This window comes from Aquimarina sp. MMG015, assembly GCF_018100855.1.
Classification (GTDB): domain Bacteria; phylum Bacteroidota; class Bacteroidia; order Flavobacteriales; family Flavobacteriaceae; genus Aquimarina; species Aquimarina latercula.
Genome location: NZ_JAGJEB010000002.1, coordinates 733118 through 752143 on the forward strand (window position 1 = coordinate 733118; position 19026 = coordinate 752143).

The window sequence follows — 19026 nt, forward strand, 5'->3', positions numbered from 1 at the left end:
TATATTACAAAGATCTATTTAAACTAATAATACAATTATGAAATTAACTGAAACAGAAATTACAAGTCGATTAAAAACAATGGATGGGTGGGAATATGAAGATAATGCAATCCATACTTCTTTTGAATTCGAAAATTTTAAAGATGCTTTTTCAGCTATGTCACGTATAGCTTTTGAGGCAGAAGCACTAAATCATCACCCAGATTGGTCCAATGTATACAACGTAGTTAACATCTCATTATCTACTCATGATGCAGATGGTGTTACCGAAAATGACTTTAAATTAGCAAAAGCCATCGACGGAATTGTAGAAGAAGAATAAAATATAAATCAGAAATGAATATCGATTTGTGAAACTTTTTGTTTCTACTTATGTTTGTATTCAGATTTTAAATTTAGATTATGGGAAGAGCTTTTGAGTTCAGAAAGGCACGTAAAATGAAGCGTTGGTCAGCAATGTCCAAAGCATTTACTCGTATTGGTAAAGATATTGTAATGGCTGTAAAAGAAGGTGGTCCTGATCCAGCTTCTAATTCTCGTTTAAGAGCTGTAATACAGAATGCAAAGTCTGTAAATATGCCGAAAGATAATGTAGAGCGTGCCATTAAAAAAGCTTCTGACAAAGATCAAAGCGATTATAAAGAAGTCCTTTTTGAAGGATATGCTCCTCATGGAATTGCTATTCTGGTAGAAACAGCAACTGACAACAACAATAGAACAGTAGCCAATGTAAGATCTTATTTTAATAAATGTGACGGAAACTTAGGAACCTCTGGTTCTGTAGAATTTATGTTTGATCATACTTGTAATTTCCGAATTAATGGAGAGGGATTAGACCCTGAAGAACTAGAGCTAGAATTTATTGATTTTGGTGCTGAAGAGGTATTTCAGGATGAAGATGGTATTTTAATATATGCGCCTTTTGGAAGTTTTGGAGCGATCCAAAAAGAATTAGAAAGTAGAGAAATTGAGATTTTATCTTCTGGATTCGAACGTATACCGCAAGTCACCAAAAAACTGACTGCAGAACAAGTTGCTGAAGTAGAAAAACTTTTAGAAAAAATAGAGGAAGATGATGATGTACAAAATGTATATCATACTATGGAAGAATCTTCTTCTGATGAATAAATAAAAGCATAACAACACTTTATGAAAAGACTGTCTATAAAAGACAGTCTTTTTTGTTATGTTTAATTCACCTTTTCGACCAACCAAAAAACTAAGACAATTATGAAAAAATGGATCTTTTTGACATTTCTTTTGGTAATGCAATTTTCTCAGGCTCAAAATATGACTAATGAAACATTAAGAGAAATAATTACCAGAAAAGCAGATACATTAGCAGGAATCACTGGAAATTGGCAATTAGTATATAAAGATACTCCAATGCTATGCGTTACTGATCAAAAAAACAATCGAATGCGCATTATAGCTCCGATTATGGAATCCGAAAATTTAGATAAAGATTTATTGTTAGATTCTATGACTGCTAATTTTCACTCGGCATTAGATGTAAAGTACGCCATTTCTAATGGCATTCTTTGGTCGGCGTATGTTCATCCTTTAAAAGAACTTACAACAGAACAGGTAGAAAGTGCTATATCGCAAGTATACTATGCCGCGAAAACTTTTGGAACGACATTCTCCAGTACTGAACTACTTTTTGGAGCTGGTGCACTTGAAGAAAAAAAGAAAGAACCTAAAAAAGAAATAATTAAAAAGGAAAATACTGAAAAGTTCTAAACTTCTGGTTCAAAACTATATTCAGGTACTTTTCCCTTCACATCCTTGAAAAAAGCATACATAAATTGTAGATCTTTATCAAGATTATTTGTAGGATAAAAGGGATCAGAGATCACTACTCTTTTCTTTCCAAAATCAAAAGCAACCATAATAATTGGTACTTCTGCAGCTATAGCTATATAGTAGAAACCTGTTTTCCATGTAGATACCTTCTTTCTAGTTCCTTCTGGAGCTAAAGTTAATCTTAACTCATCACGTTTCTCAAATTCTTTTGCAATTGCTTCGACTTTATTCTGTCCAGGTGTTCTATCTAAAGCTATCCCGCCTACTTTTCTAAAATACCAACCAAATGGCCATTTAAAAAGTTCTTTCTTACCCATGAAACTTATTTTCACACGATTTACCTTTCGGATCAATAATCCCAAATAAAAATCATGCCAACTAGTATGGGGTACTGCTATAACAACACATTTTTTAATAGTATCACTACTAAAATCTCCTATCATCTTCCATCGCATTATTTTATAAAATATAAAAGATGCTAGTCTAGTCATAATAACTTTAAGTATTAAAGATCACTTATAAAGTACGATAAATTTCTTTTAGCTTATCCGCATTTATCTGTTCCTGCCAATTTTTTCCTAATGCATTTTCCCATAAAGGAACTAAACCAAGAGCAACAGATGCCATTGTATCCAATTGTTCTTCGGTGGCATCCGCACAAACACCAACTGGTAGCTCAATTTCATGAACCTCCTTCATTTTTTTAAATAGCGCCACTCCTTCTGGATAATAATCTCCTAACTTATCAAATACAATGCAATTACCTATTCCATGTTTGGTACCCAAAACATATGCTAATCCATAACTCATGGCATGCGCAACTCCAACCTGCGAATATGCTATACTCATTCCACCATGCCAGGAAGCCATCATTAATTTAGCATCTGCTTCTTCTTTATCGAGCGTATCTTCAAGAAAGATTTCTTTACATAAATCATACGCTTTTTCTCCATAACTCTGGCTAAAAGCATTAAGATATGTTCCTTTTAACGATTCGATACAATGGATATAACAATCCATTCCTGTATAGAACCATTGGTCTTTGGGAACATTTCGTATTAATTCTGGATCTAGAATTACCTGATCAAAAGGTGTAAAATCAGAATTAATACCTAATTTTCTTTCAGGACCTGTCAATACTGTTGTTCTTGACACCTCTGCTCCTGTTCCAGAAATTGTTGGAATACCCACGTGATACACAGCTTTATTGTCTACAAGATCCCAACCTTGGTATTCTGTAGCGCTTCCTGTATTATTCATCATTATAGCTACTGCTTTTGCTAGATCCATAATGGATCCACCACCAATACCTATAATACCACTTGGTGTAAAACTGTATGTGTTTTTAAAATCAGAAACTAATTGATCTACTTGAGAAGTTTTAGGTTCTTCTTTTGTGGAAACATACACTATGCTATCATTACCCGATAACTGTATTCTATCTTCTATAAATGTTTTGTTATTTTCAAAAACATCATCTATAAGATAGATAAAAGGGGCTCCATTTTTTCTTTCAGAAGAGAGGATTTGCCCTAGTTGATTAAAAGATCCTTTACCAAAAACCACTCTTGGTACCATAGGAAAATTCTTATGGATGGATTGTTCAACTTTAGGAGTAACCGTAGATGTACTATTCAAAAGATTTTGTTTATTAATTAAATTCCTTGCTTTTTCTAAATCTTCCGGGGTATCTATTTCCACACCTTCATGATGCGTCTCTATCATTTTTATATTCTTACCATATTCTAAATATCTAATACATTCAATTTTTTCAGAAGCTTCTAAAGTCCTCATCGGTAGGCGATAAAAATCTAGAATTGCTTGCTTTCTAAATGCATAAATACCTTTATGTTTAAAATAGGTATGACTGATTTCTTTATCTCTAGGATACGGAATTGGAGCTCTGGAAAAATATAAGGCGTAGTCGTCTTTATCCACAATTACCTTAACACTATTTGGGTTCAAGATATCATCCCAATCAGTCATTGGCGTCATAAGACTTGCTAAGTCAATCTTAGCAGCATCCTCTCCCCGAAATACTTCTAAAACCTTTTCTAGGCTTTCTCTTTCAGTAAAAGGCTCATCGCCTTGCACATTGACTACAATATCAATATCCATATTTTCCACTGCTTCAGCAATTCTATCGCTTCCGCAGTCGTGCTCCTTAATACTCATAATGGCTTTGCCACCGTGAGCCGTAATTTCTTTAAATATAATCTCGCTATCCGTTACCACATAAACCTCACTAAACAATGAAGTACTCACTGCAGCTTCGTATGTTCTTAAAATGACAGATTTTCCCTCAAGATCCTGCATTAATTTCCCTGGAAATCGGGATGCAGCGTACCTCGCAGGAATCATTGCGATAGTTTTTAAGTCCGTTTTGTTCAAAATTGCTTGCTTTTGCAGGTCAAAAATAACTTTTTTAAATCGATTTTCCGGAAGAGCGAGTGAATAGTTTTTTATAAACTTTTCTTAAACCAAAAAACAACAGTATTACCATAATAATTGCTATGAACGGGAGAAATACCGATAATATCGACATAATTGTCGCTGTACCCGTTTCTGCTGTTGCAATTATAGGATTAGCTAATCCACCTGTTGTAGCAGATGATGTTAACCTAGATGCTCCCATTGTACTTTTTACCGTTGCCGCTGTTCCTCCACCTGCAATAATAGCAAGAGCCCACGTAACTACAGGACTTAAATTAGCAACAGTTGATACCATAACCGCTGTTCCTGCAATTGCCGCAAGTGGAATCGCTATAGTATCTAATAAATTATCAAACCAAGGAATGTAGTAAGCTAATATCTCAACTACTGTAGCTATAGATAAAACGATTAATGCCGTGTTACTCCCTACCCACTCCCAATCAGAATTTAAAGGAATCGCTCCATAATGTCCTGCTAAACTAACCGCCAACAAAGGTAAAAACACTCTAAACCCAACAGATGCCGCTAATCCAATTCCTAAGCATATACTTATTATTGTTTCTTGCATTTCTTAAAAAATTAATTTTCGATAAAAAAATCGTCTTTAAATCCGATAAGATACAATTTTTCTTTTGCTCTAGTAACCGCAGTATACAACCATCGTAGATAATCCTTATTAACACCATCGGGAAGATATGGTTGTTCTATAAATACCGTATCCCATTGTCCTCCCTGAGATTTGTGACAAGTAATTGCGTAAGAGAATTTAACCTGTAATCCATTAAAAAACTTATTATTTTTAACCCCTAAAAACTTTTTATACTTCGACTTTTCTCCTTCAAAATCTTTCATTACTTCCTGATACAACTTATTAGAGTCTTCGTAGGACAACGAAGGTGTTTCAGAAGTTAATGTATCCAAAATAAGCACGGTTTCTAGCGGCTTTTGGTCAGGATAGTCAACCATGGTAATTTTTACTTCAGCAAAACGAAAACCATACAATTCCTTTATTGCATAAATTTCAAGTATTTTTATAATATCGCCATTCGCGATAAATCCTGCCTCACTTTTAGTATCCAACCAAAAATAATTATTCTTTACAACCATTAAATAATCTCCAGCGGAAAGCTCCTCTTCTTGAAATAGTATTCTGGATCTAATTTGTTGGTTATATATATTGGCTCTTTTATTAGACCTTAATATAATGACTGATTCTTCATGACCGGAACTTGCGTACGAATCATTTAAAGCATCCATAATATCGTGCCCGTCTACCAATCTAATAATATCAGGATATCCTTGTACGTCAAACTGAAAAGATTCATAAAAACCATCATTTAACAATTCTCTTAATGAGGTTGCATTCATTAAAACACCACTATTCTCGGCTTGTCGCACAACTTCATCTAATTCTATTTGTATCACATCTTTATTAAATCCCATCGATAGTGTATCTGGATCTAGTGCTGGACTAACTTCTAATTTTACAGGCGGTAACTGTGCAGTATCCCCTATAAATAAAACCTTACAGTTATGACCAGAGTACACATACATCATTAGGTCATCTAGTAATGAGCCATTCTCAAACAACTTACTATCGCTGGGTGTATCAGGGATCATAGAGGCTTCATCTACGATAAAAATTGTGTTCCTATTTTTGTTTTGTTTTAACTGAAAAGCAAGTCCTCCACTACTGTTCTTTTTAGGATAATAAATATTCCTATGAATGGTTTGCGCATGTCTTCCTGAATAATTAGTAATCACCTTTGCAGCTCGACCCGTAGGAGCTAATAAAACAGAACTTAACTTCGCTTTCCATAGATTTTTTACTAAAGTTCCTATTAAAGTTGTTTTTCCTGTTCCCGCATACCCTTTTAATAAAAAAAGTGAGTCTTTTGTACTTGATAAAATAAAAGTAGAAAGCTTCTGAAGTACAATATCCTGTTTTAGAGTCAGTTCAAAAGGAAAATCATCTTTTAATAATTGATAAAACTCTGTTTCCCTCATGAAATATCTGTATTCCTTAAATCCATAATCTGTTAATAAATCAAAGATAGTAATGATTTTTTGGCTATAAACTTTTACGATTAAAAAAAAATTGTAGATTTGCGTATACACTAATGTCTAAAAGCTAAATTATAAAATGAAAATTGTTCTTCAATTAGTTCTATGGGTAGTTATCGCAGCCTTGGGATACATGGTATACGATTCTGTAATGGGTCCTGTAAGATTCAATAAAGTTAAAAAGGTGCGTTATGCAAAAGCCATTGAAAACCTTAGAGATATCCGACAAGCAGAATTAGCCCATAAAACGGTAGTTGGTAAATTTGAAAAAGATCCAACAAAATTAATTGCTTTTATAGATACTGCTAAGTTTACATTAACGCAGCGTAGAGATTCTAGTTTTGTAGCATTCAACAAAATCCTACAAATTGATGAGCCAAGAGATACTGTTGTAGTTGATACACTTGGATATGCTTCTGTTAAGGATTCTTTATTTAAAGGAAGTGATCGATACAAAACAATGATGAATGTTCCTGTAGATGGTAAAGATGCTAAATTCGAACTTGATGCTGGATTTATCGACAAAAACGGAATACGAGTAAGTGTTTTCGAAGCAAGAGTAGCAAAGGATATCTTACTACACGATCTTGATAAGGATTTATTATTCCAAGAAAAGCAAGTAGTATCAGTAGAAGGTGTTGATGGACCTTTTTTATCAGTAGGTTCTATGCAAGAAGTAAATACCACGGGTAATTGGCCAAAAACGTATGACTCAAATACAAAACAAGAGTAACACCACAGGTAACACAAAATATACATTGTCCATTCAGGTGAGCCTGAATGGACTTTCTTTTTGTGCAGTAAATTCTGAAAACGAAATAGTTGCTTTAGAGCAAGATAATTTTGGTGTACGCTTATCTCCTGAGCAGGTTTTAAACAAAATCAAGTATGTTTTTGATCATAATACACATTTAAAATATGATTTTGAAACTGTAGAAGTGATCTATGAAAACGATCTTTATACTGCTGTACCTAAAGCTTTATTTGATCCTGAATTGCTAAAAGATTACTTAAAATACAACATTAAAGTATTAGAAAATGATTTTATAGCCTACGATGAACTTAATCAGCATGAAATAGTAATTGTTTATATTCCTTACACCAATATCACCAATTTCTTTTTTGAAACATTCGGATCATTTACGTACAAGCACTCTTCCACAATATTAGTGGATAGTGTTTTATCCAAAGAAAAAAACAATGAAACGACCAGAGTTTTTGCTAATATGAATTCTGCATCTTTCGATTTAGTAGTTGTAACCAAAGGAAAATTAGTACTGAGCAATTCATATATATATGAAACCAATGAAGATTTTCTATATTATGTAATGTTTGCAGCAGAACAATTGCGATTAAATCCCGAAGAGTTTCAGCTGGTTTTTCTTGGAGATATTTCTAAAGACAGTCCATGTTACAATATTGCTTATAAATATATAAGAAATGTAAGTTTTGGAAATAGAAATAACACCATACAACTACCAGAAACAATGGATTCTATAGATACACACCAACATTTTGTTTTATTAAGTCATTTTTGATATGCGAATTATTTCAGGAAAATATAAAGGAAAAAGATTACAGGCACCAAAAAAACTACCTGTAAGACCTACAACAGATATGGCTAAGGAAGGATTGTTTAATATCCTAAATCATCATTATGTGTTTTCTCAGGTAACCTTACTAGATCTTTTTGCTGGAACAGGAAACATCAGTTATGAGTTTGCTTCTCGTGGTTCTGAAAATATAACTGCAGTAGATGCTAATTATGGATGTGTAGGTTATATAAAAAGTATTGCCAAGGAGCTAGAATTTGATATAGATACCATTAAAAGTGATGTGTATAGCTATCTAGAAAAAGTAAAAAAGAAATCAGATATTATTTTTGCAGATCCTCCATATGACTTCGACACGGAGCAGTTTACAAAAATTGCAGAATTAGTTTTTACTAATGATCTACTTAACGAAGATGGTCTTTTGATCATAGAACATTCTAAACATACATCGCTAGAAGATGCTCCTAATTTTAGAAACGCTCGCAAATACGGAGGATCCGTGTTTAGTTTTTTTGAAAAAGAGCAATCCTAAAAATTTATTATAAGATTCATAAAGATACTTTTAACTAAAACACTACTTTGATCCACATGATTTTGTAGAACTTCCACAAAGTTCCAATTCATAGTACTAAAGAATTTATCTTGAAATAATATAACAAGTTAAATTTTTCACACGATGATTAACAAAATCAAAAAATTAGGAATTTCTTTAAACAAAGAACAACAAAAAGAAATTAATGGCGGAAACATTGCAGGAAGAAGATGCAACTCCAATGCAGACTGCTGGAACATGTCTCCATTTTTAGGACCTGGAGATGTTTCTTGTAGATACAGTCCTTTTTCTGCACATAAAGTATGTCTGTTTAATTAAGGTAACTATTTTTAAAACACCTAGGAGTCTTACCATATGTTTGACTCCTTTTTTTATCCTTATTATTTTTATTTATTTTTCTTTTTTGGAGAAACTCTGAATGCTCTTCTAGCCTTTATCTTATTATATAATAACACTACCACAACTACAAGTGCCAATATAGCGAAACCTCCCCTACCCAGAAGGTAGTCAATAATATCCATACTCAATGTTTTTTGTATAAAGTCGATAAAGAAATCCTGTACTTACACAAATTTAACAGATATACAATTACCTATAATTACCGTAACTAAATAAATAATTCATTTTTTTATTTTTTCATGGTAACAAAATATAGATTTCTGACACTATTATATAGGTCCGGTATTTATAAATCATCAATATTATGAATATCAAGCCTCTAAGTAAATCAAAAAAGTATATTTTTGCAGACCTAAAAACTGAAGATTAGTTAACGCCTACATATATGAAGTATAAGACACACAAAATCAAAGCTTTCAACTTACAAGAAATGCTTTTAGTTTTGGCAATTATAGGAATTTTATTGTTAATAGCACTGCCTAATTTTTTACCTCTTATTGCTCAAACAAAAGCTCAAGAGGCCAAAATACAATTAAAAACTATTAGTAATATGCAGACTCAATACAGATACCTTAATTCGAAATATTCTAACGATTTTAATGAAATAAATTACGAATCTCCAACAACAGTTAAAAATGGAGGAACAGCAAATTATAATTACGAAATTATCGAAGCTTCTATTTCTAATTTTAAAGCTAGAGCAACTGCCATAGTTGATTTCGACGGAGATGGTATTTTTAATGTATGGGAAATTGATCAAAACGGAAGTCCTAAACAAATCACTAAAGATTAATGCTTATTTTGAAAGGACTTATACTTTTAAATCTTGGTTATATAACCTGGCAAGACTTACTTAATAGAGAAGTTTACTGGTTTTTGTTTTTGAGTCTATTGATTTCTCTAGGTTTTCTGCATTATAACAATGTATTATTCATTCATTTCCAAAATTCAATTTTAATAAATACTTCATTAATAGTTTCAATAATAACAGTACTCTATATGTATTCGGCAATGAAAATAAAACGTCCATTTTTTAAAGAAGTATTTGGCATCGGAGATGCTTTCTTTTTTCTTGCATTTGCAATAGCATTTCCGACGGTAAGTTTTACAATATTATTTGTATTTTCTATAATTTTCTCTTTAGTACTATGGATGATTCTAAAAAAGAATTCTAAACATAATACAATCCCTTTAGCAGGCTGCATGTCATTATTTTTGGTTTTAGTTTTTTCTTTTAATTGGATATCCAATTCAATTAATCTATATATACTATAATGAAAATAGGTTCTTTTGAAATACCAGTCGATATCAAACAATTGATTACTCCAAATCAAGCGTTTCATTATAGAATAATTCCATTCCAAAAGGAAAATGGTAGTATACAATTCAAAACTGATTCTAAAGACATTGAAAACCTAAAAAAGGAGCTTTCAATAATCCTTAATCAGAAGGTTGTTCTTATTTCTGAAACGGAAGAGAATTTACAATCTTATTTAACATTAAACTACAGAAAAACAACAACTACTTCTAATCAAAAATTGCATTATGAAGATAACTTTTTACAGAAGTTAATAACCACTGCAAAAGATTTTGGAAGTAGTGATATTCATATGGAACCTTATGAAAAATTCTGTAGAGTACGATTGCGACTTGATGGTAAATTAAAGGAGCAGTATACGATTAGCAACAAAGAATATCCTCAACTGGTTAATCAAATAAAAATACAATCAGGATTAGATATTTCTCAAAAAAGACTAGCACAAGATGGTCGTATCACATTTAAAAATGGAAACGAAGAATTTGATATTAGGGTTTCGACTATGCCGACTTTATATGGAGAGAAAATTGTTTTACGTTTATTAAACCGTGACACACAAGATGTACAACTAAATGATCTCGGTTTTACTAAAAAAGAACTTCAACTATATAGAGAAGCTACAAAAAAACCTCAAGGAATAATTCTAATTTCTGGTCCTACAGGTTCTGGAAAAACGACTACGCTATATGCTACTTTAAAAGAATTAAATAAAGAAGTCTCAAATATCTTAACTATAGAAGATCCTATAGAATACACGTTAGAAGGAGTAAATCAAGTACAATTAAGAGAAGATATCGAATTTGATTTTCCAGCAGCACTTCGTGCTTTTCTGCGTCAAGACCCAGACATTATAATGGTTGGAGAAATTAGAGATGATAAAACAGCTAATATGGCTATAAAGGCTGCATTAACTGGACATTTAGTTTTATCCACAATACACACTAATTCGGCTTGGGCTACTATTTCGAGATTGATTGACATGAAAGTTCCTTCTTTCTTATTAGCTAGTACATTAACCATGAGTATTGCTCAACGATTAGTGCGAAAACTGTGTATTCATTGTAAAAAAGAAAAAAAAGCCGAACCAAAAGATTTTCCTTTGGGATTTGATATTCCAGAAGAAATAAAAACACATTTTATCCCAACTGGCTGCAATCATTGTTACCAAACAGGATATTTAGGTAGAAAAGCTATTTATGAACTACTACCAATTACTAAAGAATTAGAAACAGCAATACGTCATAACGAATTACAAATTGACGACTACATTGCAACCCAAAATATTGATACGCTACAAAAAAATGCATTGCGCCTAGTAAGGGAAGGTGTAACTTCTACAGAAGAAGTGTATGCATTACTGGCAAACAACTAATACTATGAAGAAAAAGATCTTATTAATATATCTCATTTTTAGTTTTGGAATACTATCATATGCTCAGGAAACATTTCAAAATCAATCTCAGGATAATACGAGAATAGCTACACTAGAAAACAAAATAGATTTACTAAGTGTAGAAGTTCCAGGATTAGGAGAAAAAGTGAATATAAACATCTCTAACACTACACTTCTTAATTTTCTAAGAGCAGTTTCACAGGTCCATAAGATTAATTTAAATCTTTCGGATGAACTTAATTCCATAAATATTATTAATGGGTTTAATGATGTAAGTGTAAAAGATCTCCTTTTGTTTTTAGCAAAAGAATATCAATTAGATATTGAATTTACAGGAAATATCCTATCAATAAAAAAATACACACCTCCTACGGAAGCGCCTAAAGAAAAAGAAGTAATTATTAATTATGATTTGACTGCAGGAACTCTATCTACTGATCTTAGAAATGATCTTTTACCTAAAGTATTTAGAAAAATAACGGAACTTTCTGGAAAAAACTTACTCTACACTCCTGATCTAAACACTAAAACTCTTTCTTTATACCTAAGTAATGTTCCAATAGAAGTAGCATTACAAAAGCTAGCAGAAACAAACGATTTAGATTTTAATACAACAAGAGACGGGTTTTATGAATTTGAAAGTATACCTGGTTTAAATAATGAAACTAATGGAGCTAGTGCTTCTAGAGCAAGACGAAATAGAAGAAATACTAACTATAAAATAGTAGACACTTTAAACAGAGTTTTATCGGTAGATTTAAGAAACGCTAGTGTAGCTGATCTTATTAACAATGTATCAGAAGATCTTAAACTAAATATTTTTACCGCTTCACCATTAGAAAGTGCTGGTAAGGTGACGGTAAAAGCAGAAGCGATTAGTTTCGATGATTTACTTATTAAGATTTTTGAAAGTAATTCTAATCAGGTTGTAAAAAGTTCTTCATCAAATAATCAAGGAAATAGAAATAACAATCAAAATCAACAAGGAGGTTTTCAAAACACTTCCACTACTTCAACATCGACCAATTTTACATTTAAAAAAGAAGGGAATGTTTATTACTTTGGGACTGAGAATCAGTTAACCATTAAAAAAATAGAAATGGTACAAATGATGCATCGTTCTATTGCAATGTTAGGAGATGCAAATCCTGCTGGAGGATTCGGAGGAAATAGCTTTGGAAATAACAATTTTGTTACTGGTGGCACTAACTTTTTTGGAAATCAAGGTAACTCTAATTTTAATCAAAATAGAACTAACAATAGGAATCAAGGAACTTTAAACACTGGAATTTCTAGAAATAATTCAAGCAACACTACTAATAGTGCACAAGCTGGATCCATTTCCGATATTTTTCCAGCATCTGTTATAGAAGGGTTGGATATAAAAATAGACACAGAACTCAATAGTTTTGTAGTTAGTGGATCGGGTACCCGAGTAGAAAAATTTAAAAATTTTGTAAAATATATTGATAAGCCTGTACCTCTTATTCTTATCGAAGTTATGATTTTAGAGGTTAGCAGAAGTGCAACTGTAGAAACAGGAGTAGAATTCGGTCTAGGAAAAGAACCAACCACAGCAGAAGGTGTCACCTTCCCTAGCGCCAACATTACTTTAGGTGCACAAACAATCAATAGAATTATTGGAGGTTTTGATGGATTTGGCTCATTAAATCTAGGTAATGTAGTCCCCAATTTCTATATGGATATTAAAGCTATGGAATCGAATGGTAATGTAAAAATATTATCCACACCAAAACTTAGTACTCTTAATGGGCATAAAGCTTATCTATCTAGTGGTCAAACTACCTATTATGCTATTACTAGTCAAAACATTTTTGGATCACAAAATCCCCAAACATCTGAGATAGTAAATTACCAACCCATTGATGCAGAATTAGCATTAGAGTTCAAGCCTTTTGTGTCTGGAGATGGTCAGATAACACTAGACATACAGGTTATACAATCTAACTTTAGTGGCGAGCGTATCGCCGAAGATGCTCCGCCAGATATTAATAGCAGGAGATTTTCTTCTATTATGAGGATGCAAGCAAATGACGTCGCCATTTTAGGTGGTATCGAAGAAAAAGTAAAAAATGATTCTGGATCAGGAGTACCTTTATTATCGCGCATACCTATTATCAAATGGTTATTTAGTAAAAGGAGAAGAGAAGACTCTAAGAAAAAATTAAACGTAATTATAAAACCAACAGTGTTTTATTAATGGGAACATCATTTAAAAAATATAACCCTATAAAGAAGAGTTTTTTCGCTTTCGAACATTCTGAACAAGAAAACGTTCCTGTTATTCTTGGAATTGAAGTAACGCAAAAAAATGAAGAATTAGATGTAACTCAATATTTTAATGTAAATGATCTGGCTAAAATTTCAGACCATATTAAATCTTCGATAAAAGCAAATTTAATAATTACGGATAGTAATGTACTGAACAAAGAAGTAAACACTATAGGTACGGATCAAGAAATTCTTGCAGAAGCTTATCCAAATTTAGATATAAATGATTTTTACTATCAAATCTTAAAAACCAGTCAGAAATCATTCGTTGCTATATGCAGAAAAGAATACGTTCATGCAATTATTGACCAATATAAAAAAGTCAATATACTTATAACTACTGTTGATTTAGGAAGTTTTAAAGTATCCTCATTATTGTCTTATTTTAAAGACGCTACATTATTAACGCATAATTCTAGTATCAAAAGTAGTAGTGAAGAAATTTTTTCTATCCACAATGATAATTGTGATAAAGAAGAATACATAATTGACACCTTAAAAATCCCTAGTACCTATATCCTTCCATTTGCTAGTATTTTATACACTGTTACCAATCAATCTATAATTACTGGTAACATCGAAGAAAAAAACACAGAACTAATTAGTACCTATAAAGAGACTCAATTCTTTAAGAAAACGCTACAATATGGAATTGTTTTTTTATTAATTTCATTATTAATCAATTTTTTTATTTTTAATAGTAAGTATAAAACGTTGCAAAATCTACAAGAAGAACAACAAGTCTATGCTACGCAAAAAGAAAATATAGAAAAACAACAATCCATAGTTAGTACCAAAGAAGGTATCGTAAACAGTATTATAACTACAGGTTTCTCAAAAAGCTCCTATTTTGTAGATCAAATTATACAATTACAACCAAGTACGGTTATTCTAAAATCATTAAACTATCAACCCTTGGCAAAAACGATACGTAATGACAAACCATTAACTATAAAAAACAAAACTATATTAATTACAGGAGATTCCTCTGACAAAACCAGCTTTACAAATTGGATAAATAAAATTGAAAGTTTATATTTTGTTAATCAAGTAACCATTGTGAATTATGGCTTAGATAAAAAAAACATATCTCTTTTTGAAATAGCAATTAACCTCACTGATGACACAGAAAAATAAAAACATAGTATTAATCATAGGCCTATTGCTTGTTCTGTTTATTGCATACAGATATGGCTTTGCAAAAACCTTTGAGATACATAAAGAGGTGACCAAACTCGAAAATCAAAAGGAGATCTATGAATCTGCTCCTACCCAGTTAGTTGCCTTAGCTAATAAAGAGAAACAATTGGATGAGATCCTAAAAAACAATAATGTAGAGGGAAATTCATTACAAAACAACATATTAAAAGTACTTAATACATTATCAAGTGATTCAAATTTTAAAATAATTAATTTTGAAAAGCCTCATAAGTATATAGACGAAGATTCTCAAAAAACCACTACAACTTATAATTTTACGCTACAAGGAGATTACAAATCATTAATACATGTAGTATACGCTTTAGAACAGAATTATAGTTTTGGAAATATCTTAAGTGTTAATTTCGAAAAGAAGAAAAACTTTAGGACTGGGAATAGGTTTTTGCAGTGTAAAATTTTACTTCAACGAGTGCATTAAGTAAATATAATATTTTAAGGAAATCTATTCAGAATTATTATACTGCTGCATTTCATTAGAAATAAATTTAACCCACTCAACTCTTTAAAAATGCTTTCCTTAAATTGCAACAAAAAAATCCGCAAAAGGAAGTTCGTTTCCTGAAAATCATTCTAAATAAAATGAAAAAAATTATTAATATTCACGCAGATGATTTTGGCATAGGAAACGAGATCACTGATAATATTTTGGATTGTATTAATAGTGGAAGTGTTAATAGCATTAGTATAGTTTGTAATACAAATAATTTTAAATACGGAATAGAGAAATATACATCTATACCTAAAAAAATAAGGCTCTGTTTACATTTAAATCTCGTTGAAGGAAAACCAATATCTTCCAAAGAAGAAGTTAATCTTATTGTAGACAAATCCGGAGAATTTAAATACTCTTTCTTGTCACTTTGGCTTTTCTATATCTTAGCTTCAAAAGCTAAAAAGAGAAAAATTAGTGAGCAAATAAAAACAGAAATAGATAATCAAATTGATAAGTATAAAAATGCTATCAATAGCAATACTCCAATATTGATAGATAGCCATATGCATTTCCATATGATACCATTTATTTTTAAATCTTTGCTTGGATTACATGAAAAACACAAAATTGATTTTATCCGCAACCCGTTGGAACTAAAATATTTTTATGGTTTTACTAAAATAAAAAACTATCTAGCATTAAATTTCATTAAGAATATTTTACTAAATCATCTATCTAAAAAATACATTAGAAGGGCCAAAGAACTTGGTATAAAAACGAACGATTTCTTTGTAGGGGTACTATCCACTGGAAGAATGTCCTACAAAGATGTTGATTCTGCATTATCTAGCATACAAAGAAAACAAAAACCAAAATCCATAGATATATTATTTCATCCAGGGGGAGTGAAAAATAAAGAAAGTATTGATTGGACAAAGAAAAATGCTTTTCTCCAATATTACTCCTCAATAGAAAGAAAGAATGAATCCCAAGTAATCAAAGATGATAATTTTAAAAGTTTAATTCAGAAATATGAGGTTATTTTTAATAATTAGTGAAACCTGTTTTTATCAACCGGATTTTGTTGCTGATTTGATAAGAAAAACTAATCATGATATAGTTGGTGCCATTTTGGTTACTAAAGCATTACCAAAAAGTGACATTGAAAGATATATGATCAAAAATTGGTATTTGTTAACTCCGTTAGAATTATTTAAATTATCTGTAAAAAAAGCCTATCTTTTATTTAAGAACATGTTTTTGAGAACCTCTCCCGAAGGTTCATTTTATAGTGTGAAAAAAGTTTTTGATTGTTTTAATATAGACTATTTCAAGGTGAAACACGATATAAACACTGAAGAAAACTTAAATAGAATAAGAGCTTATAAACCAGATATAATCATTAGTTCCAACCCTTTGATTTTTGGAAATGAGTTGTTAAACATACCTAAATATTGTATTAATAGGCATAGTGCTCTTCTACCATCATTCGGTGGTCTTTGGCCTGTTTTTCAAGCGATTAGAAAAGGAGAAAGTAGTGTTGGTGTTTCTTGTCATACTATGGAGAAAAAAATCGACAAAGGAATTCTTTTAGGTCAAAAAATAATACGTGTAGAAAATGACGATACTATTGATCGACTATATCAAAAATGTTTTAAACATAGTGCTGAAGTAGTTTTGCAAGCGATTCATAAAATTGAAAAAAATGAAATACATCCAATCCATAATACCTACACACCTTCCTACTTTAGTTTCCCAAAAAAAACTCATTGGAAAGAACTAAGAAAAAGAAAAAAGAATTTTATATAGTATATACCGTCCATTCTTAAATCTATCCCTTAGTTATCTTTATTAGATCTGTTTTTTTCTCTAATAAATATTGACACTTTTTATTTAAACTTTACCCTTTTTTTTTTAAATCCAAAAAAAAATCAAATTTCTATGGTAACATATTTCTTACAAACGACACTTAACTATATAAAAAGAAAGTAACAGGTAAAACTAAAGGGTAAAGAATTAAGATTTATAGAGAAAAAACAAATGTAAAATACTCATTAACAACTATCAGTTTTTAACAATTTTAAACATTTATTAACAAACGTAAAAATCCCCTTACGGTTATACCACAAACAATTATATTTGCGCCTTCTTTTTTAGCCTTAAAAAAACAACTTATTATTAAGATAAACTTATATAGTAATAATTTCCAAATTAGCTTATTTAATAAAAATAAATACACAAATATTATTATGAAAAAAACACTAATCACTGTTTTTATATTATTTATTTACAATTTCACCTTCTCCCAAAACTTCTTAGACAATTCTACCTGGCAAGCAGGTTCTGGCGTTCCACAAGGCTATGTAAATAAAGGATCCGATATGGAAAATAGTATGGAATTAGGTACAGGACCATATGGTGATCAAGCTATTCTGTGGAAGGCTATTCCTGATGGTACAAGTGGTTCAGATGGTGATGGAGGTTTTGATTCTAAATATGTTAATATAGACCATACAAAAACATATCGCTTAACGGTTTGGATAAAAAAAACAAATTCGGTTAGCGGAACCACTTATTTTGGAACATATACTAGAGATGGTAATTTTGCTCATAGTACTTTAAATCTAAATGGAGCTGCGGTTGGAAATGCCTACCTCTGGTATGGGGATTTACCAGACCTTAATCAATGGTATTTATTAGTGGGTTATGTACATCATAGCGGGTATAATTCAACCACTAGCTTAGGAGGTATCTACGATATACACGGGACTAAACTAATGAATACAAGAGAGGATTTCAAGTTTAAAATTGGAGCAGATAAATTAGTTAATAGAGCATATCTATTTTATGACTCTAACGTAAATGATCGACAATATTTTTATGGCCCAAGAATAGAAGAAGTAAATGGCAACGAACCAACAATAGAGCAATTAATTTCAACCAATATAAATGACAATACCAATGGAAATGATATAAGTGGAGTATGGTTAAAAAATAATAACAACATCTATTACAACAAACAAGGAAATGTTGGAATAGGAACCAACACTCCAGACGCCAAACTAACCGTAAAAGGAAACATTCATACCCAAGAAGTAAAAGTAGATCTTAACGGAGCCGTGGCTCCTGATTATGTGTTTTTAGAAGATTATGATCTAAAAACTATTAATGAGGTAGAAGCCTATATTAAAGATCAAGGGCACTTACCAAATATTCCTTCTGCGGCAGAAATGGAGCAAAATGGTATCGAGCTAAAACAAATGAATCTTAATCTATTAGAAAAAATAGAAGAGTTAACACTCTATACAATTGCACAGGAAAAACAACTCAAAGAAGCAAACAATAAACTTATTACATCCAACGCTCGAATTCAGACTTTAGAAACTAAAAACAACGAACTCGAAACTCGATTAGAAAAACTAGAAAAATTAATAACTAAAGAATAATAAAGCTTGAGGTCAGGAAATGAAATATAAAGCTTTGCTTCAATAAACCTCTGACATCGGACCTCGGACTTTCGGCTTAAAAACAAAACCCTAAATATAAATAAACATCGGACAT

Annotated in this window: 21 protein-coding genes and 1 pseudogene; 15 read left to right on the forward strand and 7 right to left on the reverse strand. The window is 31.3% G+C overall.

What is annotated here, in order from left to right; genetic code table 11:
• Positions 1–34 precede the first annotated feature (34 nt).
• From J8L88_RS06655 to J8L88_RS06665, 3 genes are all read left to right on the forward strand, one after another.
• Positions 35–322: a 4a-hydroxytetrahydrobiopterin dehydratase gene (locus J8L88_RS06655; RefSeq protein ID WP_108804558.1), complete on the forward strand. Its 288-nt coding sequence runs from the start codon at positions 35–37 to the stop codon at positions 320–322.
• A gap of 80 nt (positions 323–402) precedes the next feature.
• Positions 403–1128: a YebC/PmpR family DNA-binding transcriptional regulator gene (locus J8L88_RS06660; RefSeq protein WP_211060300.1), complete on the forward strand. Its 726-nt coding sequence runs from the start codon at positions 403–405 to the stop codon at positions 1126–1128.
• Between the two features lie 102 nt (positions 1129–1230).
• On the forward strand, positions 1231–1743 hold the full coding sequence (locus J8L88_RS06665; protein WP_233557599.1) for a hypothetical protein: 513 nt from the start codon (positions 1231–1233) through the stop codon (positions 1741–1743).
• Here J8L88_RS06665 and J8L88_RS06670 read toward each other — a convergent pair.
• The 5 genes and pseudogenes from J8L88_RS06670 to J8L88_RS06685 form a co-directional block, all read right to left on the reverse strand.
• Positions 1740–2297, reverse strand: coding sequence for a 1-acyl-sn-glycerol-3-phosphate acyltransferase (locus J8L88_RS06670; protein ID WP_035084005.1), 558 nt, complete (start codon positions 2295–2297; stop codon positions 1740–1742). The genes J8L88_RS06665 and J8L88_RS06670 overlap by 4 nt on opposite strands.
• A 25-nt stretch (positions 2298–2322) precedes the next feature.
• Positions 2323–3384, reverse strand: coding sequence for an iron-containing alcohol dehydrogenase family protein (locus J8L88_RS23745; RefSeq protein WP_027391093.1), 1062 nt, complete (start codon positions 3382–3384; stop codon positions 2323–2325).
• A 78-nt stretch (positions 3385–3462) separates the two neighbouring features.
• Positions 3463–4167 (reverse strand): annotated as a pseudogene (kdsB, locus tag J8L88_RS23750) (3-deoxy-manno-octulosonate cytidylyltransferase); the annotation flags it as partial.
• 64 nt (positions 4168–4231) lie between these two features.
• Positions 4232–4807 carry a DUF4126 domain-containing protein gene (locus tag J8L88_RS06680; protein ID WP_027391092.1) on the reverse strand — a complete coding sequence of 192 codons (576 nt, stop codon included), beginning with the start codon at positions 4805–4807 and terminating at the stop codon, positions 4232–4234.
• 11 nt (positions 4808–4818) lie between these two features.
• Positions 4819–6246: an ATP-dependent RecD-like DNA helicase gene (locus tag J8L88_RS06685; protein WP_108804602.1), complete on the reverse strand. Its 1428-nt coding sequence runs from the start codon at positions 6244–6246 to the stop codon at positions 4819–4821.
• 136 nt (positions 6247–6382) lie between these two features.
• On the opposite strand from J8L88_RS06685, the gene J8L88_RS06690 reads away from it, so the two are divergent.
• The 4 genes from J8L88_RS06690 to J8L88_RS06705 all read left to right on the forward strand — a co-directional run bounded on the left by J8L88_RS06690 (position 6383) and on the right by J8L88_RS06705 (position 8727).
• Positions 6383–7036 (forward strand): hypothetical protein, encoded by a 654-nt coding sequence (locus J8L88_RS06690; protein ID WP_108804562.1) that lies wholly within the window; start codon positions 6383–6385, stop codon positions 7034–7036.
• A complete protein-coding gene (locus tag J8L88_RS06695; RefSeq protein ID WP_211060301.1) occupies positions 7011–7841 on the forward strand; it encodes a DUF3822 family protein in 831 nt (276 codons plus the stop codon). The genes J8L88_RS06690 and J8L88_RS06695 overlap by 26 nt, the downstream gene beginning before the upstream one ends.
• A 1-nt stretch (position 7842) precedes the next feature.
• The gene (locus J8L88_RS06700; RefSeq protein ID WP_211060302.1) at positions 7843–8388 is read left to right on the forward strand and encodes an RsmD family RNA methyltransferase; all 546 of its coding nucleotides are present in this window, start codon (positions 7843–7845) and stop codon (positions 8386–8388) included.
• 144 nt (positions 8389–8532) lie between these two features.
• On the forward strand, positions 8533–8727 hold the full coding sequence (locus J8L88_RS06705; RefSeq protein WP_108804565.1) for a hypothetical protein: 195 nt from the start codon (positions 8533–8535) through the stop codon (positions 8725–8727).
• Between the two features lie 68 nt (positions 8728–8795).
• Here the strand turns inward: J8L88_RS06705 and J8L88_RS23645 are convergent, their stop codons facing one another.
• Positions 8796–8930 (reverse strand): hypothetical protein, encoded by a 135-nt coding sequence (locus J8L88_RS23645; protein ID WP_255411813.1) that lies wholly within the window; start codon positions 8928–8930, stop codon positions 8796–8798.
• Positions 8931–9193: 263 nt separating this feature from the next.
• Here J8L88_RS23645 and J8L88_RS06710 point away from each other — a divergent pair, with 263 nt between their 5' ends.
• Positions 9194–9601 carry a prepilin-type N-terminal cleavage/methylation domain-containing protein gene (locus J8L88_RS06710; protein ID WP_027391086.1) on the forward strand — a complete coding sequence of 136 codons (408 nt, stop codon included), beginning with the start codon at positions 9194–9196 and terminating at the stop codon, positions 9599–9601.
• A 202-nt stretch (positions 9602–9803) separates the two neighbouring features.
• Here J8L88_RS06710 and J8L88_RS06715 read toward each other — a convergent pair whose 3' ends face one another.
• Positions 9804–10013: a hypothetical protein gene (locus tag J8L88_RS06715; RefSeq protein ID WP_211060303.1), complete on the reverse strand. Its 210-nt coding sequence runs from the start codon at positions 10011–10013 to the stop codon at positions 9804–9806.
• Between the two features lie 69 nt (positions 10014–10082).
• Here J8L88_RS06715 and J8L88_RS06720 point away from each other — a divergent pair, with 69 nt between their 5' ends.
• The 7 genes from J8L88_RS06720 to J8L88_RS06750 all read left to right on the forward strand — a co-directional run bounded on the left by J8L88_RS06720 (position 10083) and on the right by J8L88_RS06750 (position 18911).
• On the forward strand, positions 10083–11498 hold the full coding sequence (locus tag J8L88_RS06720; RefSeq protein ID WP_027391084.1) for a GspE/PulE family protein: 1416 nt from the start codon (positions 10083–10085) through the stop codon (positions 11496–11498).
• A 4-nt stretch (positions 11499–11502) separates the two neighbouring features.
• Positions 11503–13740, forward strand: a complete 2238-nt coding sequence (locus J8L88_RS06725; RefSeq protein WP_211060304.1) for a type II secretion system protein GspD — start codon at positions 11503–11505, stop codon at positions 13738–13740.
• Entirely contained in the window at positions 13740–14948 is a 1209-nt protein-coding gene (locus tag J8L88_RS06730) for a hypothetical protein (RefSeq protein ID WP_211060305.1), read from the forward strand. The genes J8L88_RS06725 and J8L88_RS06730 overlap by 1 nt, the downstream gene beginning before the upstream one ends.
• The gene (locus J8L88_RS06735; protein WP_211060306.1) at positions 14932–15450 is read left to right on the forward strand and encodes a hypothetical protein; all 519 of its coding nucleotides are present in this window, start codon (positions 14932–14934) and stop codon (positions 15448–15450) included. Before J8L88_RS06730 ends, J8L88_RS06735 begins: the two co-directional genes overlap by 17 nt.
• 161 nt (positions 15451–15611) lie before the next feature.
• A complete protein-coding gene (locus tag J8L88_RS06740; RefSeq protein WP_211060307.1) occupies positions 15612–16520 on the forward strand; it encodes a ChbG/HpnK family deacetylase in 909 nt (302 codons plus the stop codon).
• The gene (locus J8L88_RS06745; protein WP_211060308.1) at positions 16498–17274 is read left to right on the forward strand and encodes a formyltransferase family protein; all 777 of its coding nucleotides are present in this window, start codon (positions 16498–16500) and stop codon (positions 17272–17274) included. The genes J8L88_RS06740 and J8L88_RS06745 overlap by 23 nt, the downstream gene beginning before the upstream one ends.
• A 440-nt stretch (positions 17275–17714) precedes the next feature.
• Complete coding sequence (locus tag J8L88_RS06750; RefSeq protein WP_211060309.1) at positions 17715–18911, forward strand: tail fiber protein; 1197 nt, start codon at positions 17715–17717, stop codon at positions 18909–18911.
• The last annotated feature ends 115 nt before the right edge of the window (positions 18912–19026 follow it).